At 64.1% G+C, this 26,809-nt stretch carries 25 protein-coding genes; 8 read left to right on the top strand and 17 right to left on the bottom strand.

Annotation, left to right across the window (positions count from 1 at the left end; all coding sequences use genetic code 11):
* Positions 1-28 precede the first annotated feature (28 nt).
* From AB7531_RS20940 to eno, 16 genes are all read right to left on the bottom strand, one after another.
* Positions 29-1,270, bottom strand: coding sequence for a threonine synthase (locus tag AB7531_RS20940; RefSeq protein ID WP_063983085.1), 1,242 nt, complete (start codon positions 1,268-1,270; stop codon positions 29-31).
* Between the two features lie 142 nt (positions 1,271-1,412).
* A complete protein-coding gene (gene lpdA, locus AB7531_RS20935; RefSeq protein ID WP_063983084.1) occupies positions 1,413-2,834 on the bottom strand; it encodes a dihydrolipoyl dehydrogenase in 1,422 nt (473 codons plus the stop codon).
* 17 nt (positions 2,835-2,851) lie between these two features.
* Positions 2,852-3,085 (bottom strand): hypothetical protein, encoded by a 234-nt coding sequence (locus AB7531_RS20930; RefSeq protein ID WP_063983083.1) that lies wholly within the window; start codon positions 3,083-3,085, stop codon positions 2,852-2,854.
* An 8-nt stretch (positions 3,086-3,093) separates the two neighbouring features.
* Positions 3,094-4,437 carry a pyruvate dehydrogenase complex dihydrolipoamide acetyltransferase gene (locus AB7531_RS20925; RefSeq protein WP_063983082.1) on the bottom strand — a complete coding sequence of 448 codons (1,344 nt, stop codon included), beginning with the start codon at positions 4,435-4,437 and terminating at the stop codon, positions 3,094-3,096.
* Between the two features lie 57 nt (positions 4,438-4,494).
* Entirely contained in the window at positions 4,495-4,947 is a 453-nt protein-coding gene (locus AB7531_RS20920; RefSeq protein WP_014495015.1) for a nucleoside deaminase, read from the bottom strand.
* A 2-nt stretch (positions 4,948-4,949) separates the two neighbouring features.
* Entirely contained in the window at positions 4,950-5,252 is a 303-nt protein-coding gene (locus AB7531_RS20915) for a DUF5076 domain-containing protein (protein ID WP_028149595.1), read from the bottom strand.
* 3 nt (positions 5,253-5,255) lie between these two features.
* On the bottom strand, positions 5,256-6,656 hold the full coding sequence (locus AB7531_RS20910) for a pyruvate dehydrogenase complex E1 component subunit beta (protein ID WP_063983081.1): 1,401 nt from the start codon (positions 6,654-6,656) through the stop codon (positions 5,256-5,258).
* A gap of 29 nt (positions 6,657-6,685) precedes the next feature.
* Positions 6,686-7,708 carry a pyruvate dehydrogenase (acetyl-transferring) E1 component subunit alpha gene (pdhA, locus tag AB7531_RS20905; protein WP_063983080.1) on the bottom strand — a complete coding sequence of 341 codons (1,023 nt, stop codon included), beginning with the start codon at positions 7,706-7,708 and terminating at the stop codon, positions 6,686-6,688.
* A gap of 254 nt (positions 7,709-7,962) precedes the next feature.
* Positions 7,963-9,315 (bottom strand): glycerophosphodiester phosphodiesterase family protein, encoded by a 1,353-nt coding sequence (locus AB7531_RS20900; protein ID WP_063983079.1) that lies wholly within the window; start codon positions 9,313-9,315, stop codon positions 7,963-7,965.
* A 206-nt stretch (positions 9,316-9,521) separates the two neighbouring features.
* Complete coding sequence (gene adh / locus AB7531_RS20895; protein ID WP_441280049.1) at positions 9,522-11,039, bottom strand: aldehyde dehydrogenase; 1,518 nt, start codon at positions 11,037-11,039, stop codon at positions 9,522-9,524.
* Between the two features lie 309 nt (positions 11,040-11,348).
* Positions 11,349-12,308 (bottom strand): GAF domain-containing protein, encoded by a 960-nt coding sequence (locus tag AB7531_RS20890; protein ID WP_441280048.1) that lies wholly within the window; start codon positions 12,306-12,308, stop codon positions 11,349-11,351.
* Between the two features lie 216 nt (positions 12,309-12,524).
* Complete coding sequence (locus tag AB7531_RS20885; RefSeq protein ID WP_028149600.1) at positions 12,525-12,842, bottom strand: FtsB family cell division protein; 318 nt, start codon at positions 12,840-12,842, stop codon at positions 12,525-12,527.
* 172 nt (positions 12,843-13,014) lie between these two features.
* Entirely contained in the window at positions 13,015-13,566 is a 552-nt protein-coding gene (locus AB7531_RS20880; protein ID WP_063983076.1) for an NADPH-dependent FMN reductase, read from the bottom strand.
* Between the two features lie 190 nt (positions 13,567-13,756).
* Positions 13,757-14,752: an MBL fold metallo-hydrolase gene (locus AB7531_RS20875; protein WP_063983075.1), complete on the bottom strand. Its 996-nt coding sequence runs from the start codon at positions 14,750-14,752 to the stop codon at positions 13,757-13,759.
* A gap of 110 nt (positions 14,753-14,862) precedes the next feature.
* Positions 14,863-16,002 carry a zinc-binding dehydrogenase gene (locus AB7531_RS20870; protein ID WP_063983074.1) on the bottom strand — a complete coding sequence of 380 codons (1,140 nt, stop codon included), beginning with the start codon at positions 16,000-16,002 and terminating at the stop codon, positions 14,863-14,865.
* A gap of 34 nt (positions 16,003-16,036) precedes the next feature.
* Entirely contained in the window at positions 16,037-17,320 is a 1,284-nt protein-coding gene (eno, locus tag AB7531_RS20865; RefSeq protein WP_028149603.1) for a phosphopyruvate hydratase, read from the bottom strand.
* Between the two features lie 174 nt (positions 17,321-17,494).
* Here eno and AB7531_RS20860 point away from each other — a divergent pair, with 174 nt between their 5' ends.
* The 3 genes from AB7531_RS20860 to AB7531_RS20850 all read left to right on the top strand — a co-directional run bounded on the left by AB7531_RS20860 (position 17,495) and on the right by AB7531_RS20850 (position 19,875).
* Complete coding sequence (locus AB7531_RS20860) at positions 17,495-18,472, top strand: Vgb family protein (RefSeq protein WP_063983073.1); 978 nt, start codon at positions 17,495-17,497, stop codon at positions 18,470-18,472.
* Between the two features lie 112 nt (positions 18,473-18,584).
* A complete protein-coding gene (queF, locus tag AB7531_RS20855; protein WP_041960296.1) occupies positions 18,585-19,061 on the top strand; it encodes a preQ(1) synthase in 477 nt (158 codons plus the stop codon).
* Positions 19,062-19,077: 16 nt separating this feature from the next.
* Positions 19,078-19,875 carry a substrate-binding domain-containing protein gene (locus AB7531_RS20850; protein WP_231142077.1) on the top strand — a complete coding sequence of 266 codons (798 nt, stop codon included), beginning with the start codon at positions 19,078-19,080 and terminating at the stop codon, positions 19,873-19,875.
* A 63-nt stretch (positions 19,876-19,938) separates the two neighbouring features.
* On the opposite strand, the gene AB7531_RS20845 is transcribed toward AB7531_RS20850, so the two are convergent.
* The gene (locus AB7531_RS20845; protein WP_063983072.1) at positions 19,939-20,613 is read right to left on the bottom strand and encodes a GntR family transcriptional regulator; all 675 of its coding nucleotides are present in this window, start codon (positions 20,611-20,613) and stop codon (positions 19,939-19,941) included.
* 102 nt (positions 20,614-20,715) lie between these two features.
* On the opposite strand from AB7531_RS20845, the gene AB7531_RS20840 reads away from it, so the two are divergent.
* Genes AB7531_RS20840 through AB7531_RS20820 form a run of 5 tightly spaced genes read left to right on the top strand, consistent with a single transcriptional unit; the run spans position 20,716 to position 26,807 of the window.
* Positions 20,716-21,834 (top strand): ABC transporter substrate-binding protein, encoded by a 1,119-nt coding sequence (locus AB7531_RS20840; protein ID WP_224517275.1) that lies wholly within the window; start codon positions 20,716-20,718, stop codon positions 21,832-21,834.
* A complete protein-coding gene (locus AB7531_RS20835) occupies positions 21,824-23,563 on the top strand; it encodes an ABC transporter permease (RefSeq protein ID WP_063983070.1) in 1,740 nt (579 codons plus the stop codon). Before AB7531_RS20840 ends, AB7531_RS20835 begins: the two co-directional genes overlap by 11 nt.
* Complete coding sequence (locus AB7531_RS20830) at positions 23,556-24,659, top strand: ABC transporter ATP-binding protein (RefSeq protein ID WP_063983069.1); 1,104 nt, start codon at positions 23,556-23,558, stop codon at positions 24,657-24,659. The genes AB7531_RS20835 and AB7531_RS20830 overlap by 8 nt, the downstream gene beginning before the upstream one ends.
* Positions 24,643-25,905 carry a CaiB/BaiF CoA transferase family protein gene (locus AB7531_RS20825; RefSeq protein WP_028156065.1) on the top strand — a complete coding sequence of 421 codons (1,263 nt, stop codon included), beginning with the start codon at positions 24,643-24,645 and terminating at the stop codon, positions 25,903-25,905. Before AB7531_RS20830 ends, AB7531_RS20825 begins: the two co-directional genes overlap by 17 nt.
* Positions 25,902-26,807, top strand: coding sequence for an HpcH/HpaI aldolase/citrate lyase family protein (locus AB7531_RS20820; protein WP_063983068.1), 906 nt, complete (start codon positions 25,902-25,904; stop codon positions 26,805-26,807). The genes AB7531_RS20825 and AB7531_RS20820 overlap by 4 nt, the downstream gene beginning before the upstream one ends.
* The last annotated feature ends 2 nt before the right edge of the window (positions 26,808-26,809 follow it).

Below are 26,809 nucleotides of genomic sequence, written 5' to 3'. Positions count from 1 at the left end.
TCATCGCGCTCCGGCGGTCTTGCCGTGCCTAGAACTGCGTGTAGTCGATCGGCTTGTGGCGATCGAGCGTACGGGTGACCGGCGGCAGCGGGTATTTCAGGCCCGTCGCGCAGTTGAACAGCATCACGCGGTCGGTCTTGCTGACGCGACCGTCGGCGAGGCTGTCCTTGTAGGCGGCGTAGGTGGCGGCGCCCTCGGGGCATAGCAGCAGCCCCTCCTCGCGTGCGACTTCGTTCAGCGCCGCCGAGATCTTGTCGTCGTCGACCGCGATGGCAAAACCCTTGCTCTCGCGCACGGCCCGCAGGATCAGGAAGTCGCCGATCGCCTGCGGCACGCGGATGCCCGACGCAATCGTGTGGGCATCCTCCCAGCGCGTCGCATGCTCGGTGCCGGCGTCATAGGCCCGCACCATCGGCGCGCAGCCCGACGCCTGCACCGCGACCATGCGTGGTCGCTTGGAGCCGATGAACCCGATCTTCTCCAGCTCGTCGAAAGCCTTCCACATGCCGATCAGGCCGGTGCCGCCACCGGTCGGATAGAAGATCACGTCGGGCACGTCCCAGCCGAGCTGCTCGGCGAGCTCCAGGCCCATCGTCTTCTTGCCCTCGATGCGGTACGGCTCCTTCAGCGTGGACGTGTCGAACCAGCCGACTTTTGCCTTGCCTTCGCCGACGATCTTGCCGCAATCGTCGATATAACCGTTGACGCGATAGACGGTCGCGCCCTGGAGCTCGATTTCGCTGACGTTCACCTCCGGCGTGTCCGCCGGGCAGAAGATCGTGGTCTTGATGCCGCAGGAGGTCGCGTAGGCCGCGAGCGCCGCGCCGGCATTGCCGTTGGTCGGCATCGCCATGTGCTTGATGCCGAGCGCCTTGCCCATCGACACCGCCATCACGAGGCCGCGCGCCTTGAACGAGCCGGTCGGCAGGCGTCCCTCGTCCTTGACGATGATCTCGCCGCCGCCAAGCTTGGTGCCGAGCTTCGGTAGCCGGATCAGCGGCGTCGTGACCTCGCCGAGCGAGACGATGTCCTTGCATTTGCGCACGGGCAAGAGCTCGCGGTAGCGCCACATGTCGCCAAGACGCTGGGCAAGCGCGTCCTTGGTCAGCGCCTTCTTCACGCCCGCGAGGTCGTAGCGCACCAAAAGCGGCTTGCCGGCCTTGGAGAGATTGTGGACCTGGTCGGCGGCATAGTGGTCGCCCTCCATCGCGCATTCGAGATGGGTGACGAAGGTCGGGCGTTCGATGGTCAGGTTGTCGTTGTCGTGCATGGGTTGGTTTCCTTCTTATTTTGCAAACGGCTCTCTGCTCGTCATTACGAGCGCAGCGAAGCAATCCAGAATCTTTCCGCAGAGGCCGTCTGGATTGCTTCGCCGCGCTCGCAATGACGGCGGCGGGCGGCGATGGCGCCCATCAAATATTCAAAACCCTTCCATACGCATCGAGCACGGCTTCCTTCATCATCTCTGACAGGGTCGGATGCGGGAACACCGTGTGCATCAGCTCTTCTTCGGTCGTCTCCAGGTTCATCGCGACGACGTAGCCCTGGATCAGCTCGGTGACTTCAGCACCGACCATATGGGCGCCGAGGAGCTGACCGGTCTTCTTGTCGAAGATCACCTTGACCAGGCCCTGGTCCTCGCCCAACGCAATCGCCTTGCCGTTGCCGACGAACGGGAAACGGCCGACGCGGATCTCTCGGCCGCTTTCCTTGGCCTTGGCTTCGGTGAGGCCGACGGAGGCCACCTGCGGCTGGCAATAGGTACAGCCCGGGATCAGGTTCTTGTCCATGGGATGCGGATGCAGGCCCTTGATGGCCTCGACGCAGATCACGCCTTCATGCTCGGCCTTGTGCGCCAGCATCGGGGGACCGGCGACGTCGCCGATGGCGTAGATGCCGGGGACGTTGGTCTTGCCGTAGCCGTCGATGACGATACAGCCGCGGTCAGTCTTCACACCGAGCTTTTCCAGGCCGAGATTCTCGATATTGCCGACGACGCCGACCGCCGAGATCACCCGCTCGAACTCGGTGGTGACGGGCTTGCCCTTGCCGTCGTCGATGGTCGCGACGACGCTGTCGCCCTTCTTCTCCAGCTTCGTGACCTTGGTCGAGGACATGATCTTGATGCCCTGCTTTTCCAGACGCTTGCGGGCAAGGCCGGCGATCTCGGCGTCCTCGACGGGCAGGATCTGCGGCAGCACCTCGACCACGGTGACCTCGGAGCCCATGGTGTGGAAGAACGAGGCGAACTCGATGCCGATCGCGCCGGAGCCGACGACCAGCAGCGACTTCGGCATCTTCTCCGGGACCATCGCCTCGAAATAGGTCCAGATCAGCTTCTTGTCGGGCTCAAGGCCGGGCAGCACGCGCGGCCGCGCACCGGTGGCAACGATGATGTGCTTGGCCTGATAGCTCCCCTCGCCCAGCGCGCCCTTCGGGCCCTCGACGTCGGACTTCTTCACGGTGACCTTGCCGGGCGCGTCGATCGAGGCGTCGCCCCAGATCACGCTGACCTTGTTCTTCTTCATCAGGAAGCCGACGCCGTCGTTCAGCCGCTTCGAGACGCCGCGCGAACGCTGCACCACCGCCTTCGGGTCGAACGAGACCTTTTCCGCCGACAGGCCGTAATCCTTGGCGTGCTGCATGTAGTGGTAGATCTCGGCGGAGCGCAGCAGCGCCTTGGTCGGGATGCAGCCCCAGTTCAGGCAGATGCCGCCAAGATAGGACTTCTCGACGATCGCGACCTTGAAGCCGAGCTGGGCAGCGCGGATCGCGGTGACATAGCCGCCGGGGCCGGAGCCGATGATGATGACGTCGAAGGATGTATCGGCCATGGCGGCTCCCGTTCAACTCAAGCGGTCGTTGCGCCGCGGGCGCGGCGATTGCGGATGTAGGTTCTGATCAGCCATTCCGAGAGAATGGCGGCCGCCATGACGGCGAAGATGGTGAGCGCGATCGGCGCCCAGATGTTGCGCGACAGCGCCTCGCCGGCGAAGAAGGCGGAGTCAACGATGTCGCGGCCGAGCGGGCTGAGCGTGAGGATCAGCGAGACCAGCATCGAGATCCAGGGCCAGCGCGTCCTCATGCGCCATCTCAGACCATCATCATGACGGGATTTTCGATCAGCTGCTTGAACGCGCCGATCAGCTCGGCGCCAAGCGCGCCGTCGATGGCGCGGTGATCGCAGGACAAGGTCACGCTCATCATGTGCGCGATCTCGATCTTGCCGCCGCGGACGACGGGCCGCTCCTCGCTGGTGCCGACCGCGAGAATGGTCGCATGCGGCGGGTTGATCACGGCGGTGAAGTGGCTGATGCCGAACATGCCGAGGTTGGAGACCGCGGTGGTGCCGCCCTGGTATTCCTCGGGCTTCAGCTTGCGCGAGCGGGCGCGCGCGGCAAAATCCTTCATCTCGTTGGAGATGGTGGACAGCGTCTTGGTCTCTGCCTTGCGGATGATCGGCGTGATCAGGCCACCGGGCATCGCCACGGCGACACCGACGTCGGAATGGTGGTGCTTGACCATGCCGCTTTCGGTCCAGCTGACATTGCAGTTCGGGATTCTCTGGAGCGCAACGGCCATCGCCTTGATGACGAAGTCGTTGACCGAGATCTTGTAGAGCGGCTTCTTCTCCTTGTCCTTGGGAGCAGCCGCATTGATCTCCTCGCGCGCGGCGAGCAGCTTGCCGATGTCGCAGTCGATGGTGAGGTAGAAGTGCGGGACGTTCTGGATCGACGCAGTCAGGCGCTGCGCGATCGTGCGGCGCATGCCGTCATGCGGCACGATCTCGTAGGAGCCGGGCTCGAACAGCGACAGGATCTGCTTGTCCGACATGGTCGGCGCGATCGAGGGCGCCCCAGACGGCGCAGCGGCAGGCGCCTTCAGACCCTTGCCGGACTTGGCCTGCTCGACGTCACGCGCGACCACGCGGCCGTGCGGGCCGGTGCCCGTCACCATCGACACGTCGATGCCTGCATCCTTGGCGAGACGGCGCGCGAGCGGCGACGAGAACACGCGGCCGCCGTGGCCGTTGCTCTGCACGGCTGGAGCTGCGGCCTGCGGCGCCGGTGCGGCGGCAGGCGGCGCAGCCTTGGGCGCGGCTGCGGGAGCCGGCGCGGCGGTGGGCGCTTCAGCAGCTTTCGGAGGTGCGGCCGAGGCACTGGGTTTGGCGGCACCAGCCGCCTTCACGTCCTCGCCCTCGCCGGCCAGCACGGCGATCACGTCGTTGACCGGGACGTCCTGCGTGCCCTCGGGCACGAGGATCTTGGCGATCGTGCCTTCGTCGATCGCCTCGACCTCCATGGTCGCCTTGTCGGTCTCGATCTCGGCGATGACATCGCCGGATTTGACCTTGTCGCCTTCCTTCTTCAGCCACTTGGCGAGGTTGCCCTTCTCCATTGTCGGCGAGAGAGCGGGCATCAGGATGTTGATGGGCATGCTGACCTCAAGAAGAACTTTGCAATACGTCGTCTCCGACAGCGAAGACGACCAGGTTTAGTTGCCGATGTCGCCCTGCCACAGGCGCTCGTTGGCAGGGATGGAACGCCAATTCTTCATCATGGTGATGGAGCGGTCGTCGGCAAGGTCGATCCAGGGGATGCCGAACTTGTCGAGGATGTCCTTGGAGCCCGGGAAGGTGACGGATTCTCCGATCACCACCAGCTTCACCTTGAACAGAGCGAGTGCGCCGGCGCACATCGAGCATGGCGACAGCGTGGTGTACATGACGGTGTCGTGGAACGAGATCACGCCGGCCTCGCGCAGGCAGCTCATCTCGCCGTGGAGGATGACGTTCTTTTCCTGCACACGGTTGTTGTGGCCGCGGGCGATGATCTCATTGCCGCGCGTCAGCACGGCGCCGATCGGCAGGCCGCCCTGCGCGATCGAGGCCTCCGCCTCGCGGATCGCCTCCAGCATGAAATCGAAATGATGGGCTTCGATCGCCACGATCAGTGCCCCTTCCCGCGCGGTGTCGTCGTGCCCGTATCGGTTGGCCGTTCAATCTCCGCCTGGAACATCTCGAGGATCCGGCTCAGCGCATCCTCCTCGGTGTATTCGCTCTCGCGCGCATAGGCGCGCGCCGCGTGACGGGCGAGATCGACGAGCAGGAGGCCCCACATGTCGGGCTCCTCGAAGGCGCGCTGGAACGCCATCGACAGCCCGCCGTCCAGCACGAATACGCGCAGGATCTCGACCGCATCGTCGCGGGCGAGGACGTCGGGTGGCAATGGCTGCTCCTTCGGGCCCGCCATGATCTACCTGTAGCAGACGGCTTTGGCGGCCTCGACCACTTCGGCTGCCGACGGCAGCGCGAGCTTCTCCAGGTTCGCGGCATAGGGCATCGGCACGTCCTTGCCGGAGACGCGCGCGACCGGCGCATCGAGATAGTCGAAGGCGTTCTCCATGATGCGCGCGGCGATCTCGGCGCCGACGCCGCTCTGCGCCCAGCCCTCTTCCACCGTGACCGCACGGCCAGTCTTCTTGACCGAGTTGACGATGGTCTCGGTATCCATCGGCCGCAGCGTGCGCAGGTCGATCACCTCGGCCTCGATACCGTCCTTGGCAAGTTCGTCGGCGGCCTTCAGCGCATAGGTCATGCCGTTCGACCAGGAGATGATGGTGACGTGGCTGCCCGAACGCACGATGCGCGCCTTGCCGATCGGGATCACGAAGTCATCGAGCTTCGGCACTTCGCCGGTATGGCCGTAAAGCACCTCGTTCTCGAGGAAGATCACCGGATTGGGATCGCGGATCGCGGCCTTGAGCAGGCCCTTGTAGTCCGCTGCGGAGAACGGCGCGACCACCTTGAGACCCGGGACGTTGGAATACCAGGACGAATAGTCCTGGCTGTGCTGGGCGGCGACACGCGCGGCGGCGCCGTTGGGCCCGCGGAACACGATCGAGCAGCCCATCTGGCCGCCGGACATGTAGAGCGTCTTGGCCGCTGAGTTGATGATCTGGTCGATCGCCTGCATGGCGAAGTTGAAGGTCATGAACTCGACGATCGGCTTCAGCCCGGTCATGGCAGCGCCGACGCCGATGCCAGCAAAGCCGTGTTCGGTGATCGGCGTGTCGATGACGCGCTTGGCGCCAAACTCATGGAGCAGGCCCTGCGTCACCTTGTAGGCGCCCTGGTATTCGGCGACCTCTTCGCCCATCACGAAGACGTCGGCGTCGCGGCGCATTTCTTCGGCCATGGCGTCGCGCAACGCTTCGCGGATGGTCTGCGTCACCATCGCGGTGCCGGCGGGCACTTCCGGATCGGGCTCGGCAACGGCCTGAGGGGCAGCCGCAGCCTTCGGCGCCGAGATCATCGGCTTGCCTTCGCCGACCGGCGAGCGGGATTCGGCGACTTCCTGCGCGACGCTCGGCACGGGCGCGGCCGGCGCCTTGGCGAGATCGGCGGCCGTCTCGCCATCGGCGAGGATGGTCGCGATCGGCGTGTTCACCGCGACGTCGGCGGTGCCCTCGGGGATCAGGATCTTGCCGAGCGTACCTTCATCGGTCGCCTCGACCTCCATGGTCGCCTTGTCGGTCTCGATCTCGGCGATGACGTCGCCGGACTTGATCGTCTCGCCCTCTTTCTTCAGCCACTTGGCAAGGTTGCCCTTCTCCATCGTGGGCGACAACGCGGGCATCAGCACTTGAATTGGCATATCGACTCCAAAAGAAAGCTTGCGCGCGTTCAGCGATAAATGTCGGTCCAGAGCTCGGCGGCATCCGGCTCGGGATCATGCTGGGCGAAGTCGGCGGACGCATTGACGATGTCGCGGACCTCGGCGTCGATCGCCTTGAGATCGGCCTCGCTCACCTTGGCCGCGAGCAGGCGGTTGCGCACCTGCTCGATCGGGTCCTGGTCGTGGCGGACTTTTTCGACCTCTTCGCGCGTTCTGTACTTGGCGGGGTCGGACATCGAGTGGCCGCGATAGCGGTAGGTCTGCATCTCCAGAATGAAGGGGCCCTTGCCGGCACGGCACCAGGCCGCCGCCTCCTCGCCCGCGGCCTTCACGGCGCGGACGTCCATGCCGTCGACCTGCATGCCGGGGATGTTGAAGGACGCGCCGCGCTTGGAGAAATCCTGCTGCGCCGAAGCACGCGACACCGAGGTGCCCATGGCGTAGCGGTTGTTCTCGATGACGTAGATCACCGGCAGCTTCCAGAGCTCCGCCATGTTGAAGCTCTCATAGACCTGGCCCTGGTTGGCCGCGCCGTCGCCGAAATAGGTGACGCTGACATTGTCGTTACCACGATAGTGGTTGGCGAAGGCCAGACCCGTGCCGAGCGAGACCTGGGCGCCGACGATGCCGTGGCCGCCGTAGAAGTGCTTCTCCTTGCTGAACATGTGCATGGAGCCGCCCTTGCCCTTGGAATAGCCGCCGCGCCGGCCGGTGAGCTCGGCCATGACGCCGTTGGCCTCCATGCCGGTGGCAAGCATATGACCGTGATCGCGATAGCCGGTGATGACCTGATCGCCCTGCTTCAGGGCCATCTGCATGCCGACCACCACGGCCTCCTGGCCGATATAGAGGTGGCAGAAGCCGCCGATCGCGCCCATGCCGTAGAGCTGGCCGGCCTTTTCCTCGAACCGCCGGATCAGGAGCATGTCGCGGAGCGCTTTGAGCTCCTGCTCTCTGGTGAATTCCGGGGGCGAACCGCCGTCGGTCTTGTCCTGTGGAGTGCTTGCGGCGGCTTTCTTGGGTGCGGCCATGGGAATTCCGGGTCAGAGAAAACTTCAGCCCTCTCTAACCCAAGTCAAACGCCCTTGGAAAGGACCGCGGCGGCATGGCGCGACTTTCATTATGCCGCACTGCAACGTGGCCGAAACTTTGCAAAACCTTTGGCGCCGATCGGGCAACTTTAGCTCACCGGTCAGCGAAGGGAACGTGAGCAGCCAACGCAGAGAAATCGGACGCGCTGTTTTGTATCCGAGATCCCGCGCGCGTCCGATTCGCCGTGCCAGCCTTACCAGCCCAACTCGCGCAAATACGCCGCGCGGGCGGCAACGCCGGTATACGTGAAGTCGCTGAAGACCCCATCGACGCCGAGCCGGTAGAATTTGAGATATTCAAGGCTCGGGTCGCCGCGATAGTCGGCGGCAAGATACTTCTTCTCGTTCCGAAACGTGAAGACATGGACGAAAAGACCGAGCTTGTGCGCGTCCGCGACAAGGCTGGTCGCGTCCTGCGTCGAAGCCTCCGGCGTCGATCCCTTGTAGGGCGTGCCATCGGCGTTGCTGTCCTTCCACGGCGCGATCTTGAGCGGAACGATATAGGCCTTCCACGGACCGATGCCCTCGGCATAGGTCTTGATCTCGGCAAGCCCCTCGGGCGTCAGCATCGCATCGTACAAGCGCGCATCGCCCGCAACCGTCCAGTCGAACGGGCGCGAATTCGTGATGTTGTTGAGGAGAACCTTGCCGGTTTTGAAGTCGATTCCGTTGCCGTCGACGAGTTGGACCTGCCGCGTCTGGAGGCCGTGGCTGCGCATATATTTCAGGCTGCCGGGTTCGAAGCTCTGGACCAGGATGGGAGCGTCCTTGGTGTTGAGGCCGTTATCCCCGATGATCTTGATCAGGGCATCCTCGAGCGGACGACTGCCGGCCGCGCCGCAGCCATTGGCGATCGCCTGGGCATTGTTCCAGGTCGGGTTCTTGGTTTCGGGATAGACGAGGATGGACCGCCCGGTCTCCTTGCTCTTGACCTTGGCGATGTCGATGACGTCCTGGAAGCTGATGATCGGGAGCTTGCCGTTGAAGACTTTCGGCCGCTCGTTGGCCGCGTCATAGGTGGTGCCGCCGATCCATTGCTTCAGCTCGGCCATGGTGAAGTCGCTGATCGACCAATCGTTGGTATGATCCTCGCCGTCCACGATCAGCGACTTCAGCACCGACTTGGGATCGGCCTGGTCGCTGAGATCCGTCAGGTAGTCGGCAGGCACGCCGGTGGCCGACGGGGCCTTGACGCGCACACCGGGCACGGTGCGCTTGCGGGCAGCGACGGCCGCATTGGTCTTCGCCACCTCGGCAATGTTGGTGTTGTCGCTCAGCCAGGGGTTATGACGCACGACCAGAACGCAATCCTTGGTCAGGTGCAAATCCTCTTCGAGCGCATCGGTCCCGAGCGCCGCGGCGAGGTCGTACGACGCCTCGGTCTCTTCAGGTACCAGGCCCGGCAGGCCGCGATGGCCAAGGACCAGTGGCGCCTTTCCATCGACGGTCAGAAAGGGCTTGGCGCCAGTTGGCGCCGGGCCGGACTGTGCGAAGGCCATCGACAGCGGCAGCACCGCCGCGCCGAACAGCATCGCTGCGACACCCATTGTCCGTCCTGAACGACTGTTCCGCATCACCAAGCCTCCGTCTTTGCCCGGCATCGCTTCGAATGCCGCGGGCGCCGAACCGAATACGGTCGGCGCTGTCGTATTGTCTCAAGACTCTGACAGACGGATGACGGCGGAGAGGGCGGCGCAAGGTTGCACCGCCCTCTCCTACCCCATCAGATCTTGCCCAATCAGATCTTGCCCGATCAGAAGAAACCAAGCTTCTTCGGGCTGTAGCTGACCAGGAGATTCTTGGTCTGCTGGTAGTGATCGAGCATCATCTTGTGGGTCTCGCGACCGACGCCCGACTGCTTGTAGCCGCCGAACGCGGCATGCGCAGGATACGCATGGTAGCAGTTGGTCCAGACCCGTCCGGCCTGGATGGCCCGGCCGAAGCGGTAGCAGCGGTTGGCATCGCGACTCCAGCCGCCGGCTCCCAAGCCATAGAGCGTGTCGTTGGCGATCGCGAGCGCTTCGTCATCGGTCTTGAAGGTCGTGACCGAGACGACGGGACCAAAGATCTCCTCCTGGAAGATTCGCATCTTGTTGTGGCCCTCGAACACCGTTGGCTGGACGTAGAAGCCGCCGGACAGATCGCCGCCGAGCTCGGCACGACCGCCGCCGGCCAGCACCTTGGCACCCTCCTGCTTGCCGATGTCGATATAGGAGAGGATCTTGGCGAGCTGCTCGCTAGATGCCTGCGCGCCGATCATGGTGTCGGCCGCACGCGGGTCGCCCTGCTTGATCGCGGCGACGCGCTTCAGCGCCCGCTCCATGAAGCGGTCGTAGATGTCGGCGTGGACAATCGCCCGGCTCGGACAGGTGCAGACCTCGCCTTGGTTCAGCGCGAACATCACAAAACCTTCGATCGCCTTGTCGAAGAAGTCGTCGTCCTCGGCGGTGACGTCGTTGAAGAAGATGTTCGGCGACTTGCCGCCGAGCTCCAGCGTGACCGGGATCAGGTTCTGGCTGGCATATTGCATGATCAGCCGGCCCGTCGTGGTCTCGCCGGTGAAGGCGATTTTCGCGATCCGCGGGCTGGACGCGAGCGGCTTGCCGGCTTCGAGGCCAAAGCCATTGACGATGTTGAGGACGCCGGGCGGCAGGAGATCGCCGATGATCTCGGCCCAGACCATGATCGAGGCCGGGGTCTGCTCGGCGGGCTTGAGCACGACGCAATTACCGGCGGCGAGCGCCGGCGCGAGCTTCCAGCACGCCATCAGCAGCGGGAAGTTCCAGGGGATGATCTGGCCAACCACACCGAGCGGTTCGTGGAAATGATAGGCGATGGTGTCGTGGTCGATCTCGCCGATCGAGCCTTCCTGTGCGCGCACCACGCCGGCGAAATAGCGGAAATGATCGATCGCGAGCGGCAGGTCGGCGGCGCGGGTCTCGCGGATCGGCTTACCATTGTCCCAGGTCTCGGCAACCGCAAGGCGCTCCAGATTCTCTTCCATCCGGTCAGCGATCCGGTTCAGGATCGCGGCGCGCTCGGCGACGCTGGTGCGTCCCCAGGCGCCCTTGGCGGCGTGCGCCGCATCGAGGGCGGCCTCGACGTCCTGCGCATCGGAACGCGCGATCTTGCAGACGATCTGGCCGTTCACCGGCGAGGCGTTGTCAAAATACTTGCCGGAGATTGGCGCAACGAATTTGCCGCCGATGAAATTGTCATAGCGTTCGGCGAAGGGAACCTGGGTGACGCCGAGGAATTCCACCTTGTTCATTGATCACTCCCGATGTTTGCTGTTTGCGCAATTCGTCGCGTGTTCACGACTTGCGCCGACGATGTCGCGGGAGCGTTTTCCTGTCAGCCCGGGCGTGAACGATGGCCGGGGTAACCTGTCGCAGTTCTGCGACAGGTTACGCAGCTGCCCCCACACACTCAGCCCTCATCCTGAGGAGCGCGCTCTTGCGCGCGTCTCGAAGGATGGCCGCGGGCACAGCCGGGCCTGCATGGTTCGAGACGGCCGCTTCGCGGCCTCCTCACCATGAGGGTTGAGTTGCTGGGCGCGGGAGAAAAATAGAGCCGCAGCTCAGTGCTTCAGCTCGAACCGCTTGAGCTTCCTGTGCAGCGTGGCACGACTGATGCCGAGGGCCTTGGCGGCGGCCGAAACATTGCCGTCCGCGCGCAGCAGCGCCCGCTGCAACACCGCGCGCTGGCCGCCGGCAAGATGGTCATGCGCGGGTTCGCCGCCGAGCAGATCGGCCGCGGGCACCGGCTGCAAGGGACGGCCGGGCGCGATCCCGAGCCCCGCCCGCGCGGAGCGGGTCGCGCCGATCACGAGATCGTCGGCATCGACCGCGACCAGGCCGCCGGCCTGGCCGTCCGCGCCTTGCGTCAGCACGATGCGGGCATGGGCGAAGGCGCGGCGACACAGATCAGCCTCGATGCGCCTCGCCGCCTCACCTGCCGCGAGCGCGATCAGATTGGAAAACGCATCGGTCCGGTCGGCGCGGCAGGAGGAGACATCGAGCACGCCCGCAAACGCCGCTTCATGGTCGTAGATCGGAACGGCGGTGCAGCTCAAAAGCGTGTTGCGTGTGAAGAAATGCTGGTCGCGGTCGATCGTCAGCGGGCGCTGCTCGACGACGCAGGTGCCGATGCCGTTGGTGCCTTCATGCTCCTCGCTCCAGAGCGCGCCGGTCCACAGGCCCCAGGATTGGAACGTCGCATCGTCCACCGCCGTGCCGCGGCGGTCGACCGGCACGCCCGCGCCGTCGGCGAGCAGCACGCAGCAGCCGCTCGCGCCGACCGCCTGATAGAGCCGGTCCATCGCGCCTTGCGCGGCGGCGAGCAGCGGCGCGACGCGCTCGCGCGCCTGCCGCAACTCGACATCACTCAGCCGCATCGGCGCGCTGCGGCCGGCGGGATCGAGATGATGCAATCGGGACGAACGGCGCCATGAGGCCACCAGCGCGGAGCGCGCGGCCTGGCCTGACGCAATGGCGGCCTCGACGCGGGCCGCGTGATGCCGGGACATTGGCCCATTCATCACTGTTTCCTCCGGGTGGCAGTCTAGGCTGCGCCGGCACGGCCCGGTTGATCTGCGTCAACTCAGGCAGACGGCGGCAGAAGCCATGGAGCCGTTGCTGCGTTGCCGTCAAGGCGGCAGCCCGGTTCCAAGCCTAAGACTTTCGGTAGAATTGCTACACGGCCGTCGGATTTCGGCAGCGGCTTTCGATGCCGGTTTCGAATGCTGCGGAAAGCGCTACTTCGCCGGGATCATCCGAACGAGATCGTGCGGGTTGACATAGTCGAGCTGATAGCGCGCCCGCTCGTCCAGCATGTCAGGGTCGATCCGCGATGTCCGCAGCAGCGACACGCGCTGCTCGCTCTTCGCGCGCTCGCGCTTGAGCTGGGCCAGCTCGCTCGTCAGCGCTATGATCTCCTGGTCGAGCTCCTGGCGGGCGTTGAGACCGTATTTGCCGGTGTAGGCGTTGACGCCGAAATAGCCGACGATAGCTGCCGCCATCGCGTAGAGGGCAAGGCCGGTCAGGATCGATTTCAGGCGCGCGCGGGAGACCATCTTGGGAAGATGCGGCAGGTTGGTTAAGGGAGTGCTAATCGCTTCCCCCTACGTGTTCCAATCCCTGCCCCCAGCCGTCATGCCCGGCCTTGTGCCGGGCATCCACGTTCTTCGTCACCACGAGCTAAGACGTGGATGGCCGGGACAAGCCCGGCCATGACGAAGAAAGATCTCAGCCGTGGTGCTTGGCCACGTGTGCAGCAAACGCGTCGACATAGGCCTGGAGGACGGGCTTCAGAGATTCCTTGGTCAGGTTCCCCTCCGCATCGAAGGCATCGCCGACCGCGTTCAGATAGGTCTCCGGCTGTTGCAGGATCGGGCCGGCAATGCCCGGCAGGATGTTCTGCAGCGTCTTGGCGGCGCTGACGCCGCCGAGCGGGCCCGGCGAGTTCGAGATGATGCCGACCGGCTTGCCGTTGAACGAGCTCTTGCCATAGGGGCGCGAAGCGACGTCGATGGCGTTCTTGAGTACGCCCGGGATGGCGCGGTTGTATTCGGGGGTGACGAAGATCACGCCGTCCGACTTCTGCAGCTTCTCGCGGAAGGACAGCCAGTCCGCGGGCGGCGCGCCCTCGAGGTCCTGGTTGAAGAACGAGATGCCTGCCAGCGTGATGACCTCGAGCTTGAGCGAGGCCGGCGCGAGCTTTGCGAGCGCGTTGGCGACCTTCAGCGAGAAGCTGTCCTTGCGCAGGCTGCCGGCGATCACGACGATGTTGTAGGCCATGGATTGTCCTTGAGGGCTTGAGCGGAAGTTCCGGGGCGGCACTTAAGCGATCCCGGCCGATGGATGCAAGTGCATGAACCGGTCCCGTTTGGAAACGCTGAGTTTCTCGAAAGCAGATGGTCGCTACGATCCAAAAACAATCAGGCCGCCCGAAGGCGGCCTGACGTTTCTCGCAAACCCCTGGCTCGGTTCAGATCGTCGGATTCCAGGCCGACGGGATCAGGCGGTATTTCGCGCCGTCCTTCTCGACATGCCCCACCGAGGGGAAGGTGAAGTGGAAGCCGATCACGGTCGCCTTCTCGGCTGCCGCCATGTCGTAGAATTTGTGGCGGGTGGCCTGCGCCAGCGCGGCATCGTTGTCGAACGCCACGTGCCAATCCGGATTGCGCAGGAAGAACTCCGGAATGTTGGTGACGTCAGATTGGATCAGCACCTTCCTGTCGCCAGAGGCCACCGCGAACGAGGTATGCCCCGGCGTATGGCCGGGCGTCGCGATCGAGGTGATGCCCGGGGCGACCTCCTTGCCCCACTCGTATTTCGTGACTTTGGATTCGAGGCCGGCAAAGGTCTTCTTCACGTTGGCGAAGTAGTTCTTCGTCATGTCGTTCGGAGCCTTGGCCGCATTCTCGTCGCTCGCCCAGAACTCCCAATCCTTCGCCGGCACCATGATCTCCGCATTCGGGAACGCGAGCGCGCCGTCGGCGAGACGAATGCCGTTGGTGTGATCAGGATGGAGATGCGACAGCAGCACGACGTCGATGTGCTTCGGGTCGACGCCGGCAGCGGCGAGGTTCTGCAGCGTACGGCCGACCGCGCCCTTGCTCGGCTCGAGATTGGCAACGCCGTTGCCGGTGTCGATTAGGACCAGCTTGGAGCCGGTGTTGATGAGCTGCGGATTGAACGGCACCGTGACCATGCCCTTCGGCATGTACGCCGCCTCGCCCGCGGCCAGCGCTTCCTCCTTCGGCAGGTTGACCACGAACTTGTCCGGCATCGGGAAGGTGCGCGCCCCGTCGTTGATCGAGGTGCACTCGTAGCTGCCGACCTTGTAGCGATAGAAGCCGGGCGCCTGCGCCCCGCTTGGCGGCACCGAGGCACTGGCAGTGGTCGGTCCAAGTCCGGTTACGGCCGCCGCGCCCATAGCGACAGCGCCCGCGAGCAGGTCGCGGCGATTCAGATCAGTCATGGAAGTGTCCCCTTCTTTGCTTGCGGTTGCCCCGCTTTCAATTGCGGCGCAAATGTTCCCGCGCTTCGCTCAGAAGGCAAGTCCTTCTTTGGATGGTGTGCCGTGGCACATCACGAAGATTTATTTGGGTTGATGAGGAATTTTTCGCCGGTGGCCCGTTTGGCGTAGACCGCGATGTTGGCGGGATCGAGCGCCTCCTGAAGCGACACCACCTTGGTGTAGTGGCTGGCGAAGGTCGTCTTCAATTCGTCGACGACGCGCTGGCGCAGCCTGGCTCCGTCCGCCTGCCCGATCTTCATCAGGAACGGAAACAGCAGCCAGCCGCCGACGCCCCAGGCCATGCCGAAGCCGCGCGGCAGCTCGATCGGGCGGATGTCGAGCGCGCCGTAGACGTAGACCTGCTTGTGCACGTTGGAGCCATAGCGGCTGTATTCCTTGGCGGTCTTGTTGATCGCCGCTTCCATACAGTTGAGGATGTCGCCGGCCAGCTTGCCGCCGCCGATGGCATCGAAGGCGATGGTGGCGCCGGTCTCGACCAGTGCATTGGTGAGATCGCCGAGGAAGCTCGGTGCGGTGGAATCGACGACGTATTTGGCGCCGATCTTGTGCAGGATGTCGGCCTGCTCCTTGCTGCGCACGATGTTGACCAGCGGAATACCGTCCTTGATGCAGATCTTGTTCAGCATCTGGCCGAGATTGGAGGCGGCTGCAGTGTGCACCAGCGCCTTGTGCCCCTCGCGCCGCATGGTCTCGGTCATGCCGAGCGCCGTGAGCGGATTGACGAAGCAGGAGGCGCCTTCGGCCGGCATGGTGCCCGCCGGCAGCGGCAGGCACTCGCGCACTTTCAGCGTGCGGTACTGCGCGTACATCGCTCCGCCGATCATCGCGACGGTCTTGCCCATCAATGCTTTCGCGGCATCGGACGAGCCGGTCTTGATGACGACGCCCGCGCCTTCGTTACCAACCGGCATGGCTTCGTCGAGCCGGCCGGCCATCGCCCGCATCGCGCCCTCCGGCACCTTCGCGGTGATGACGGGAGCGTCCTTGGTGCCGGACGCCTTCGCCGTGCTCATATCGGCCGCGCCGACGAGAAGGCCGAGGTCGGACGGGTTGATCGGCGCCGCCTCGACGCGGACGACGACCTCGTCCGCCGCGGGCTCGGGAGTCGGCACGTCGACGAGCGAGATTTCCAGTTCACCGCTCTTCTTGATCAGCGAACGCAGTTGCAGTCCGGTCTTGCCGTCGCTCATGTCGATCCTCCCCTGTCCTAGCTGGAGCGCCGGCTTATGCCAGCGCCTTCAATGCCGCCTTGCCGCCGTAGAGCGCCTGCTTGCCGAGCTGTTGCTCGATGCGCAGGAGCTGATTGTATTTGGCGGTGCGGTCCGAACGCGCAAGGGAGCCGGTCTTGATCTGCCCGCAATTGGTGGCGACCGCGAGGTCGGCGATGGTGGAATCCTCGGTCTCGCCGGAGCGGTGCGACATCACCGAGGTATAGCCGGCCTTGTGCGCCATCTCGACGGCGGCGAGCGTCTCGGTCAGCGTACCGATCTGGTTGACCTTGATCAGGATCGAATTGGCGCGGCCGGCCTTGATGCCTTCGGCCAGGCGCTTGACGTTGGTGACGAAGAGATCGTCGCCGACCAACTGGCACTTCTTGCCGATGAGGTCGGTGAGCTCCTTCCAGCCGTCCATGTCGTCTTCCGACATGCCGTCCTCGATGGTCACGATCGGATAGCGCGACACCAGGTCTGCGAGGTACTTGGCCTGCTCGGAGATCGAGCGGGTCTTGCCCTCGCCTTCATAGACGTATTTGCCGTCCTTGAAGAACTCGGTCGAGGCGCAGTCGAGGCCGATCACGATGTCGGTTCCGGCCTTGTAGCCGGCCTTGCCGATCGCGTTCATGACGAATTCGAGCGCGGCGTCCGCCGACGGCAGGTTCGGGGCGAAACCGCCCTCGTCGCCGACATTGGTGTTGTGGCCGGCCTTCTTCAATTCCGACTTCAGGGTGTGGAACACCTCCGCGCCGTAGCGCAGGCCCTCGGCGAAGGACGACGCGCCCACGGGGAGGATCATGAACTCCTGGAAGTCGATCGGATTGTCGGCATGCACGCCGCCATTGATGATGTTCATCATCGGCACCGGCAAGAGACGCGCCGAGGTGCCGCCGACGTAACGATAGAGCGGCATGTCGAGCGAGTTTGCGGCAGCCTTGGCGCATGCAAGCGAGACGCCGAGGATGGCATTTGCGCCCAGCCGGCTCTTGTTCGGCGTGCCGTCGAGGTCGATCATGATCTGGTCGATCTGGGCCTGCTGCTCGACATCGAGGCCGCTCAGGGCCTCGAAGATCTCGCCATTGACGGCGCCGACGGCCTTGGTGACGCCTTTGCCGAGATAGCGGGCCTTGTCGCCATCGCGCAGTTCCACCGCCTCATGGGCGCCGGTGGAGGCGCCGGACGGCACCGCGGCACGGCCGAGCGCACCATCTTCCAGCACGACGTCGACCTCGACGGTGGGATTGCCACGGCTGTCGAGAATTTCGCGGCCGATGATGTCGATGATGGCGGTCATGATGTGCACTTCCGTTCGTTAGGGCTGATCGGTGCCGGGGGTCTTACACGGGCCGCAAGCAAATGTGAACGCTTGGACGGCGTGCTTCGACTGACGCGTGAGCGGGCTCGGACTATCCTTGAAGTCGCCTGCTCTGCGCGTCCAACCTCAATCTGAAACAGTCGGGGTAACGCCATGAACCGCCGCCAGTTTCTTGCCTCGAGCGCTGCCCTCCTCGCCGTTCGCCCAAGTTTTGCGCAGGAGGGCCTGTTCCGGACGAAATATTTCCCCATCAGCGCCGGCATCGGCCTGCACGACCTCGCCCCCGCTCGCGACGGCACAGTCTGGTTCACGGCGCAGGGCAAGGGCATGCTGGGCAGGCTCGACCCCCGGGATGGCAGTTTCAAGACAGTCAGCCTCGGCCAGGGCGCCGCACCGCACGGCGTGACGATCGACCCCGACGGTGCCCCCTGGATCACCGAGGGCGGCCAGAACGCGATCGCCCGGGTCGATCCCGGCGATCTCAAGGTCACGCTGTTCCGCCTGCCCGAAAAGTTCGCCTCCGCAAATCTCAACACCGGCGTGTTCGACAAGGACGGTACCTACTGGTTCACCGGCCAGTCCGGCTATTACGGCCGGCTCAAGCCGGGATCGGGCGAGATGGACGTGTTCAGGGCGCCCAGGGGTGTTGGCCCCTACGGCATCGCGGTGACGCCCAGGGGTGAGGTCTGGTACGCCTCGCTGGCCGGCAGCTACATCGCGAAGATTGATCTTGCGACCGGCAATGCTGCCATCGTCGAGCCGCCGACGCCGAGCCAGGGGTCGCGGCGGGTCTGGTCAGATTCGCAAAGCCGGATCTGGGTCAGCGAGTGGAACAGCGGTCACGTCTCGGTGCACGATCCCGCCAACGGCTCCTGGAAAACCTGGAAGCTGCCGGGCGATCGCCCTCGCACCTATGCCGTCTATGTCGACGACAAGGACAAGGTCTGGCTGACCGATTTCTCCGCCAATGCCATCGTCCGCTTCGATCCCGCGACGGAGCGGTTCAACGTTTTCGCCAGCGACAAGGCCAATGCCAATGTGCGCCAGCTCGACGGCCGCCCGGGCGAGCTCTGGGGCTGCGAGTCCGGCAACGACCGGATCGTCATGATCCAGACGATCGCGGCCGGTTGACGACGGCGACATTTGCGTCCATCCCGGCACCCTCTGGAGCGCGATCTTATCGCGCTCCGGTTTTTTAGTTGAGCATGATCTTTCGGAAAACCGGTGCCCACTTTTCCGGATCATGCTCGAACAGGATGTGACGACGATGGCGAAGAAATCCCTCCAGCTCGGCCGTGCGGTCGAATGGCCGCACACACCGGAAGAAGCCCAGCTCGACCGCGTGCCCAATCCGCAAAAGGGCACGGACTATCTGGTGCGCTTCACCGTGCCGGAATTCACCTCGCTTTGTCCGGTCACGGGACAACCGGATTTCGCGCATCTGATGATCGACTACGCGCCCGGCCCCTGGCTGCTGGAGTCGAAGTCGCTCAAGCTCTATATCGCGAGCTTCCGCAATCACGGCGCGTTCCACGAGGACTGCACCGTCATGATCGGCAAGCGCATCGCGAGCGAGATCAAGCCGAAGTTCTTGCGCATCGGCGGCTACTGGTATCCGCGCGGCGGCATCCCGATCGACGTGTTCTGGCAGACCGGCCGCGTGCCGAAGGGATTGTGGGTGCCAGAGCAAGGCGTCGCGCCGTATCGCGGACGGGGTTAGTTGGAGACGAATGACGATGACATCGATATCAGCAACATTCCGCAACATTGCCTTCGGCGTTCTAACCGTCCTGTGGCTGACCGGCGCGGCCGAAGCTGCCGAGGTCCATGTGATGATCTCGGGCGGATTGACGGCTGCCTACAAGGCGCTCGTGCCGGAATTCGAGAAGGCCACCGGCAACAAAGTGCTGACGGAATATGGGCCGTCGATGGGGACGACCACCAATGCGATCCCGGTCCGGCTGGAGCGCGGCGAACCCGCGGATGTCCTGATCATGGTGGGCTATGCCCTCACCGACCTCGCCGGCAAGGGCAAGGTCGTGGCCGGCAGCCAGGTCGACCTCACCAGATCGCCGATCGGCGTTGCCGTGAAATCGGGTGCGCCGAAGCCGGACATCGGCTCGGTGGAGGCGGTCAAGCGCGCGCTGCTGGCGGCGAAGACGATCGCCTATTCCGACAGCGCCAGCGGCGTCTACGTCTCGACCGAGATGTTCGACAAGCTCGGCATCGCCGACGTCATGAAGGACAAGGCACGAAAGATTCCGGCAACGCCGGTCGGCGAGATCGTCGCACACGGCGAGGCCGAGCTCGGCTTCCAGCAGATCAGCGAGCTGAAGCCCGTGAAGGGCATCGATATCGTGGGACCGCTGCCGAACGAATTGCAGAAGATCACGATCTTCTCGGCCGGGATCGCGGCCGGTTCGAAGGAGCCCGAAGCCGGCCGTGCCTTGATCAAGTTCCTCGCCTCCCCCGCCGCCCGCGACGTGATCATCGCAAGCGGCATGGAGCCGATCCCGGCTGGGGGCGCGAATTGAGGCAGGCCTACTCCGTGCGCTACTCCTGATACGCCCTCAACAGATTGGCTTCGCCACTCTTAGTCAATCGGAGGCTGCCGAGGTCTTCTTGACCGGACCGAGATCGCGCGCCGGATAGTTGGCGCCGGATTCGACGATGTGTCGTCGCACTGCTGCAACGAGCGCGGCGAGATCGCGAGACTCGATCGCATCGACGATCTCGACATGGTGTGCAGCACTTCTCTGCAGCTCGGCGTTCGAAGGCCACAAAGCAATCGGCCCTGGTCTGGCGCGATTTCTGATTTCCACGATGAGGCTGGCGAGCGATTGGTTCGTTGCATGGCGATAGATCTCATCGTGAAAGGCTGCGTTGGTATTTGCCTGATCCGCCTTGCTGCCGCGCGCCACAGCATCTTCGAAGATTTGCTGAGCCTGCTTGATCTTCTTGAGTTCGTCGGGGCCGATATTCGGTAGCGCCTGCCTTGCCGCTTCAACTTCGAGCAGCGTGCGGATCGCCAATATCTCGCGAACGACGTTCAAGTCGGGTTGCGCAACCCGGTATCCGCGATTTTCGACATGCGTCACCATCCCGCTTGCGGCAAGCTGGGTCAGCGCACTCCGGACGTCAAACCGTTTGGCAGCGAAGGCTTCTTCCAGGTCGATCTGGCGCAACCATTCGCCTGGCCGGTAATCGCCTTGCAGGATGGCGGCACCGATTTCAGCCGCCAACAGCCTCTTCTGCTCCTTCCGTACTTTCATGGCTGCTTCCCTTTTTGGAGCGCTTGACTTGCCAATACTATTGCGCACAAATTGGCGCCAATAAATGTGCATAACAAATCGCGGCGGCCGGAGGAACAGTAGATGTCGGGCATCGATCGTAGAAGCTTAATGGTGATGTCGGTTCTCGGCGCCACGATGGGGCTCCGGGGCACGGCCCAGGCGGCGCCGAACGGGTATCCCGAGAATTATCAGAAGATCATCGACGACGCTCATAACGAGGGCAGCCTCCTCATTTACTCGATTATGTCGCCAGAAAACTGGCGTCCCGTGATCGAGGGCTTCAACAAGCTCTACCCGAAGATCAAGGTCGAAACCCTGGATCTCCCCGCCTCCCGCGAGAGCTTCGAGCGATATCTGGCCGAGCGGAGCACCAACAGTCGCACCTGCGACCTCATCGCGACGGCCGATCCGGGCGGATGGATCGATTTCCAGGAGCGCGGTGAAGTCCTCGACTACGTATCGCCTGAAGCGAAGGCCTGGCCGGATTGGTCAAAGCCGTTTCCCGGCGTCTACACCGTCTCGTCCGACCCCATGGCGCTGATCTGGAACAACACGCTGGTGGCCGACGGCAAGCGTCCCAAGACACTTGCCGAGTTCGTCGAGCTTGCGGTCGCAAACGAGAAGACCTGGCGCAACCGCATCACCAGCTACGGCGTGCATCAAACGACTTTCGGCTACGGCATCAGCTACGCGTTCGTGAAGAAGCACGGCGAAAAGGCCTGGGACTGGTTCGCCCAACTTGCAAAGCTTTCGCCCCGATTCGAGCGTTCCGGCGGCCCAATGACCGAGAAGGTCACCTCCGGCGAATACACCATGGGCTTCTTCGTTTCGGCCATCACCTTCTGGCCGCGCCTGAACGATCCGGCGCGGGCAAAGATCCTCGGCTGGAGCTTCATCGGAGACGGTCAGCCGGTCGTGCTGCGTGGCATCGCGATTCCGAAGGGATCGAAGAACGTCAACGCAGCAAAACTGATGCTCGACTACGTCGTCTCGGAGGACGGTCAGCGCGCATTCGGACGGGGCGGCCTGACGCCGGCACGCCCCGGTGTGAAGCCGGGCGACGGAATCCGCCACACCTACTCGTCGATCGTGGAAGCCGTCGGCGAGCAGAACATCTGCTACATCGGCTACGATCGGGACGCGGTGCGGGACTACGACAGCTTCCTCGCGCGCTGGAAAAAGACCTTCAATGTCGCTTGACGCAAGCAGCGCGCTGGGGTCGTCGGTCGCGGACGCCTTGCCGAAGCCGCTGCCCGGCCGCGATACCGTCATCCAGTACGGCATGGCGCTGCTGACAATTGTCCTGATCGCAGCGCCTCTCCTTCCCGTTCTCTATCAATCTTTCCTGGATCGTGCGCTCTACGATTCCGGCCAGCAACTGACGCTGGGCAATTTCGGGCGCCTGCTTCGCACCGACGGCTTCGCGCTCGTCATCTGGAACACGTTCGTGTTCGCCACCCTCACCACCGTGATTTCGCAGACGCTGGGCACGCTGGCGGCGGTGCTGTTCGGCCGCACCGACATGCCGTTTGCGCGGTTGTTTGGCGAGCTCTTCCTGTGGCCGATCTATCTCTCGGCGCTGGTACTGTCGTTCGGCTGGTACACGATCTACGGACCGGCCGGCTACCTCACGCTTCTGGTTCAGTCGATCTTCGACGGCGCGCCATGGAATCTCTACTCCCTGCCGGGCATGGCGATGATCGCGGGCGTCTCGCAAGCACCGGTCGCCTACATCTACTGCATGTCGTCGGCCTCGATCACCGATCCGACTTTGGAGGAAGCCGCGCGCGTGACCGGCGCCGGCACTTTGAGGACCTTGTGGCGGATCACGCTGCCGCTCCTCATGCCGGCGATCGCCTATAGTGCCGTGCTGAACTTCACTGTGGGACTGGAGCTCCTCGCGATTCCGCTGGTGTTCGGCGATCCCGCCGGCATCACTGTGCTGACCACGTTCCTCTACAACAACGGCGTGGCGTCGGCCCGCCCCGATCACGGGCTGGTGGCAACGGCTGCCGCGCTGATGCTTGCCGTCGTCTGCGTGTTGGTGTGGCTACAAGGACGCCTGCTCGGCAATACAAGGCGCTTCGTCACGCTCGGCGGCAAGGCCACGCGACCGCGCCCTTTCCGCCTGAACAACCTGCGCTGGCCGCTTTGCATCGTCTCGGCGATCTACATCACCGCAACTGTCGTGATGCCGATCGGCGCGCTGCTGCTGCGCGCCTTCACGAGCCTGCTGTCGCCGATGGTGCCGATCAGCGAGGTGCTGACGCTCGGCAACTTCGCCAACATGCTCGAATACCCGGTCTACCCGCGTTCGATCTGGAACTCGCTGATCGTCAGTTCGGTCGGTGGCGTCGTCGCCACTGCGATGGTCGCCCTGATCGCCATCATCGTGCTGCGGTCCGACTTCCGCTGGCGTGGCGCGCTGCACTATATCGCGCTGTTTCCCCGCGCCGTGCCAGGCGTCGTCGCCGGCATCGGCTTCTTCTATGCGTTTGCGCTCGTGCCCGGCCTGGGCGGCCTCCGAAACACGATCTGGATTCTGGTTGCCGCCTTCACGATGCACTTCATTCCTGTGGGGCTCGGTGCGGTTGCTCCGATGTTGTTGCAGATGAGCCCGGATTTCGATCGCGCCGCCCGTACGCAGGGCGCGGACTGGTGGACGACGAGCCGGCGCATCGTTTTGCCTTTATTGCGGCCGGCACTGGTTGCCTGCTTCATCATCCTCTTCATCACGTTCTTCAAGGAATACACGACAGCGATCTTCCTGTTCGCACCCGGCAGCGAAGTGATCGGGACCACGCTGCTCCAGGCATGGACGCAGGGCGAGGTCGGTCTGGTGTCCGCGCTGGCGACCATCCAGATCCTGGTGATCGGCGTCTGTGTCACGGCGGCGCGCGCTTTTCTCGGAGTGAAGCTTTATGGCTGAGTTGCTGATTGAGAACCTGCATAAGCGGTACGGACCGGTCAAAGCGATCGACGACGTCAACATCCACGTTGCCGATGGCGAGTTCGTCACGCTGCTGGGGCCGTCGGGGTGCGGCAAATCAACAACGCTCGGCGCCATTGCCGGACTGGATCAACCGACGAGCGGACGCATCCGCGTCGGCAACAAGACCTATTTCGACGGAGAAAAGGGAATCTTCCTGCCGCCGGAAGCGCGCCATTGCGGGCTCGTGTTCCAGAGCTACGCTTTGTGGCCGCACATGACGGTCTATGACAACGTCGTGTTTCCGCTCAAGCTGCGCAAGGTATCGACCGCCGACTGCAGGCGCCGCGTCGAGGAGAGTCTCGCTCTCGTCGAGATGGAGCGCTTTCAGGACCGCTATCCGCATCAGCTCTCGGGCGGCCAGCAGCAGCGTGTCGCGCTCGCGCGAACGTTGGTCTACCAGCCCGAAATCCTCCTGCTCGACGAGCCCCTGTCGAATCTCGACGCAAAGCTGCGCGACCGCGCCCGGACCTGGCTCGCCGAACTGCGCACGCGTCTCGGCCTGACGACGATCTACGTGACGCACGACCAGGTCGAAGCGCTGGCACTGTCCGACCGCATCGTGGTCATGAATGGCGGCCGCATCAGCCAGATCGGCTCGCCCCAAGAGATCTACACGCGGCCGGCAGACAGTTTCGTCGCCGACTTCATCGGAACGACCAATTTCCTCAACGGCGACGTGGTCGGGGCGCCCGACGGCGATGGACAGACACTGGTCAGTCTCGCCGATGGTCAGCGCGTTCTGATCAAGTCCGACAAACGTCCATCCCTCGGCGACAAGGTCACGTTTGCCTATCGCCCCGAGCAGATGCGCCTGGCGGCGGCCAACGATCAGGCGATCGGAGGTTCGATCGTCGAAGCCGACGTGGTCAGCCATTCCTATGTTGGCGGCCGATGGCAAATCGGATTGAGCGTCGGCGGAAATCAGATCCGCATCGAAACCCAGGAGGCAACGACTGACCGCCAGTTGCGCCTGTGGCTGCCTGTCACCGGCGGCATCCTGTTTACAGAACGGAACCATGGCAAATCCCACTGACGCCACCTCTCCCGAAAGCGGACTGCATCAGGCCGATTACACCCCCGGTGTCCGCGGCCCGCTGACAGGGCTCCGCGTCATCGACCTCTCGAGGCTGGTCGCAGGCAATCTGCTCACCCAGCATCTCGCCGACTTCGGCGCCGACGTCATTAAGGTCGAGCCGCGCGAAGGCGATACGCTGCGCGGCTGGCGCACCAAGGGTGTCGAAACCAACTGGAAGATCCATTCGCGCAACAAGCGCAGCATCTGCCTGGAATTCCGTCACGACGAAGCGGTGCCGCTGATCCGCAAGATGATTCCCGGCGCCGCGATGCTGGTCGAGAGTTTCCGTCCCGGCACACTCGAGCAGATGGGGCTCTCGCCGGAGGAACTGCTGCGGCTAGAGCCCAAGCTCGTGATCGTTCGCATATCGGGATGGGGGCAGACCGGCCCCTACCATCGCCGGCCCGGCTTTGGGACGCTGGTGGAGGGCTTCTCCGGCTTCGCCGAGATGAACGGCTTCCCCGATCGTGAGCCGGTATTGCCGCCTATGTATCTGGCCGATGCCCTGTCCGGTCTCACCGGAGCGTTCGCTGCGATGGCGGCGCTGCGGGAAGTCGAGATCAACGGCGGAAAGGGACAGGTGATCGATCTGCCGCTGCTCGATCCGATCGTCAACTCGCTCGGGCCTCAGGCGGCAAATTACCGTTTGACCGGCGTGGTCAAGCCGCGCAGCGGGAGCCGCTCGAGCGGCTCGGTACCGCGCAATGTCTACCGCACGCTCGATGGCGGCTGGGTTTGCCTGTCGGCATCCACGCAAGGCATGGCGATGCGGGTGCTGCGTTCGATCGGCCGCCCGGAGCTCTGCGAGGATCCAAAGTTCAAGACCAACGAGCAGAGGCTCGTCCATGTCGCCGAACTCGACAAGATCATCGGCGATTTCATCGCGACACGAACGGTCGACGACAACGTCGCCTTCTTCGAGGCGGCCGAGGTCACGATCGGTCCGGTCAACGACACCGTCCGTTTGATGAACGATCGCCACGTGCAGGCCCGGGGACTGCTGGCCGACTATCCCGACGAGGACATGGGAACGTTCCCGATGCACGCCGTCCCGGTGCGCTTGTCCGAGACGCCCGGAAGCATCCGGACGCCTGCGCCACGCCTCGGTCAGCACAGCCGCACCATCCTGGCCGAAGCCGGCCTCAGCCCTGACGACATCGATGCCGCCCTCGCCTCGGGCGTTGTGAAGGAAACCAGCACATGACAGTTGAACGAAAATTCCCGGTCTGGCGCTCTGCGCTGTTCGTACCCGCGAACGTCGAGCGGTTCGTGGTCAAGGCCGTCGAGCGCGGCGCGGACGCGCTGATCATCGATCTCGAGGACAGCGTGCCGCTGGCTGAGAAGGCCAACGCTCGAAAGCTGATCCCGGGCATCGTGAAGCGCTTTCGCGACACCGGAAGTTCGGATGTCATGGTGCGGATCAACCAGCCGCTCGAATTGGCGGTGCCCGATCTGGAAGCGGCTGTCATCGCCGGCGTGGACGCGATCAAGATCACCAAGGTCGAAGGCGCTGAGCATCTGCGTCTGCTCGACGAGATGGTGACCAGACTGGAGATCGAGCGCGGATTGCCCATCGGCAAGATCTGGTTCGTCGGCCTGATCGAGGCGCCCGGTCCACTCGCCAGGGCCCATGACATCGCGCGATCGATCCCGCGGCTGGCCGGCATTTCACTGGGGGCGGAAGACTACGCGACGGCCATCGGCGCAAAGCCGACGGAAGAGACCTTGCTGATGCCGAAGCAGCAGATCGTGCAGGCAGCACGCGCCGCCGGCATCTTGCCGCTCGGCACTATTGGCTCGGTCGCCGATTTCTCCGACCTGGAAGGATACACAAGGATCGTGAGGCGCTCGGCGGACTTCGGCTTCGTGGGCTCTGCCTGTATCCATCCGTCGCTGGTGCCGATCCTCAACGAGGGTTTCAGCCCCTCCGCCAAGGAGGTGGCGGATGCCGAGCGCGTCGTTGCACTCAACAAGCAAGCGGCTGCCGAGGGCCGCGCCTCCTTCGCCATCGACGGCAAGATGATCGATATCCCGATCGTTCAGCGGGCAGAAGCGCTCCTCGAACGCGCGCAAGCGATCGCCGCCCGGGCGCATCGCCCTCGTTGATT

It is taken from the genome of Bradyrhizobium sp. 63_E2_N1_3 (assembly GCF_052076005.1).
GTDB lineage: Bacteria > Pseudomonadota > Alphaproteobacteria > Rhizobiales > Xanthobacteraceae > Bradyrhizobium > Bradyrhizobium barranii.
The sequence above is the reverse complement of the archived record's forward strand: the minus strand, read 5'-3'. Positions and strand labels throughout refer to the sequence as shown.

Excerpts from the sequence above, each read along its gene's own strand:
- adh (WP_441280049.1), bottom strand. The coding sequence starts at position 11,039 with ATGAACAAGGTGGAATTCCTCGGCGTCACCCAGGTTCCCTTCGCCGAA.
- AB7531_RS20885 (WP_028149600.1), bottom strand. The coding sequence starts at position 12,842 with ATGGTCTCCCGCGCGCGCCTGAAATCGATCCTGACCGGCCTTGCCCTC.
- AB7531_RS20860 (WP_063983073.1), top strand. The coding sequence starts at position 17,495 with ATGAACCGCCGCCAGTTTCTTGCCTCGAGCGCTGCCCTCCTCGCCGTT.
- AB7531_RS20940 (WP_063983085.1), bottom strand. The coding sequence starts at position 1,270 with ATGCACGACAACGACAACCTGACCATCGAACGCCCGACCTTCGTCACC.
- eno (WP_028149603.1), bottom strand. The coding sequence starts at position 17,320 with ATGACCGCCATCATCGACATCATCGGCCGCGAAATTCTCGACAGCCGT.
- AB7531_RS20875 (WP_063983075.1), bottom strand. The coding sequence starts at position 14,752 with ATGACTGATCTGAATCGCCGCGACCTGCTCGCGGGCGCTGTCGCTATG.
- lpdA (WP_063983084.1), bottom strand. The coding sequence starts at position 2,834 with ATGGCCGATACATCCTTCGACGTCATCATCATCGGCTCCGGCCCCGGC.
- AB7531_RS20850 (WP_231142077.1), top strand. The coding sequence starts at position 19,078 with ATGACATCGATATCAGCAACATTCCGCAACATTGCCTTCGGCGTTCTA.
- pdhA (WP_063983080.1), bottom strand. The coding sequence starts at position 7,708 with ATGGCCGCACCCAAGAAAGCCGCCGCAAGCACTCCACAGGACAAGACC.
- AB7531_RS20930 (WP_063983083.1), bottom strand. The coding sequence starts at position 3,085 with ATGAGGACGCGCTGGCCCTGGATCTCGATGCTGGTCTCGCTGATCCTC.
- AB7531_RS20840 (WP_224517275.1), top strand. The coding sequence starts at position 20,716 with ATGTCGGGCATCGATCGTAGAAGCTTAATGGTGATGTCGGTTCTCGGC.
- AB7531_RS20870 (WP_063983074.1), bottom strand. The coding sequence starts at position 16,002 with ATGAGCGACGGCAAGACCGGACTGCAACTGCGTTCGCTGATCAAGAAG.
- AB7531_RS20890 (WP_441280048.1), bottom strand. The coding sequence starts at position 12,308 with ATGAATGGGCCAATGTCCCGGCATCACGCGGCCCGCGTCGAGGCCGCC.
- AB7531_RS20925 (WP_063983082.1), bottom strand. The coding sequence starts at position 4,437 with ATGCCCATCAACATCCTGATGCCCGCTCTCTCGCCGACAATGGAGAAG.
- AB7531_RS20915 (WP_028149595.1), bottom strand. The coding sequence starts at position 5,252 with ATGGCGGGCCCGAAGGAGCAGCCATTGCCACCCGACGTCCTCGCCCGC.
- AB7531_RS20825 (WP_028156065.1), top strand. The coding sequence starts at position 24,643 with ATGGCAAATCCCACTGACGCCACCTCTCCCGAAAGCGGACTGCATCAG.
- queF (WP_041960296.1), top strand. The coding sequence starts at position 18,585 with ATGCTCGAACAGGATGTGACGACGATGGCGAAGAAATCCCTCCAGCTC.
- AB7531_RS20820 (WP_063983068.1), top strand. The coding sequence starts at position 25,902 with ATGACAGTTGAACGAAAATTCCCGGTCTGGCGCTCTGCGCTGTTCGTA.
- AB7531_RS20830 (WP_063983069.1), top strand. The coding sequence starts at position 23,556 with ATGGCTGAGTTGCTGATTGAGAACCTGCATAAGCGGTACGGACCGGTC.
- AB7531_RS20900 (WP_063983079.1), bottom strand. The coding sequence starts at position 9,315 with ATGGGTGTCGCAGCGATGCTGTTCGGCGCGGCGGTGCTGCCGCTGTCG.
- AB7531_RS20835 (WP_063983070.1), top strand. The coding sequence starts at position 21,824 with ATGTCGCTTGACGCAAGCAGCGCGCTGGGGTCGTCGGTCGCGGACGCC.
- AB7531_RS20880 (WP_063983076.1), bottom strand. The coding sequence starts at position 13,566 with ATGGCCTACAACATCGTCGTGATCGCCGGCAGCCTGCGCAAGGACAGC.
- AB7531_RS20910 (WP_063983081.1), bottom strand. The coding sequence starts at position 6,656 with ATGCCAATTCAAGTGCTGATGCCCGCGTTGTCGCCCACGATGGAGAAG.
- AB7531_RS20845 (WP_063983072.1), bottom strand. The coding sequence starts at position 20,613 with ATGAAAGTACGGAAGGAGCAGAAGAGGCTGTTGGCGGCTGAAATCGGT.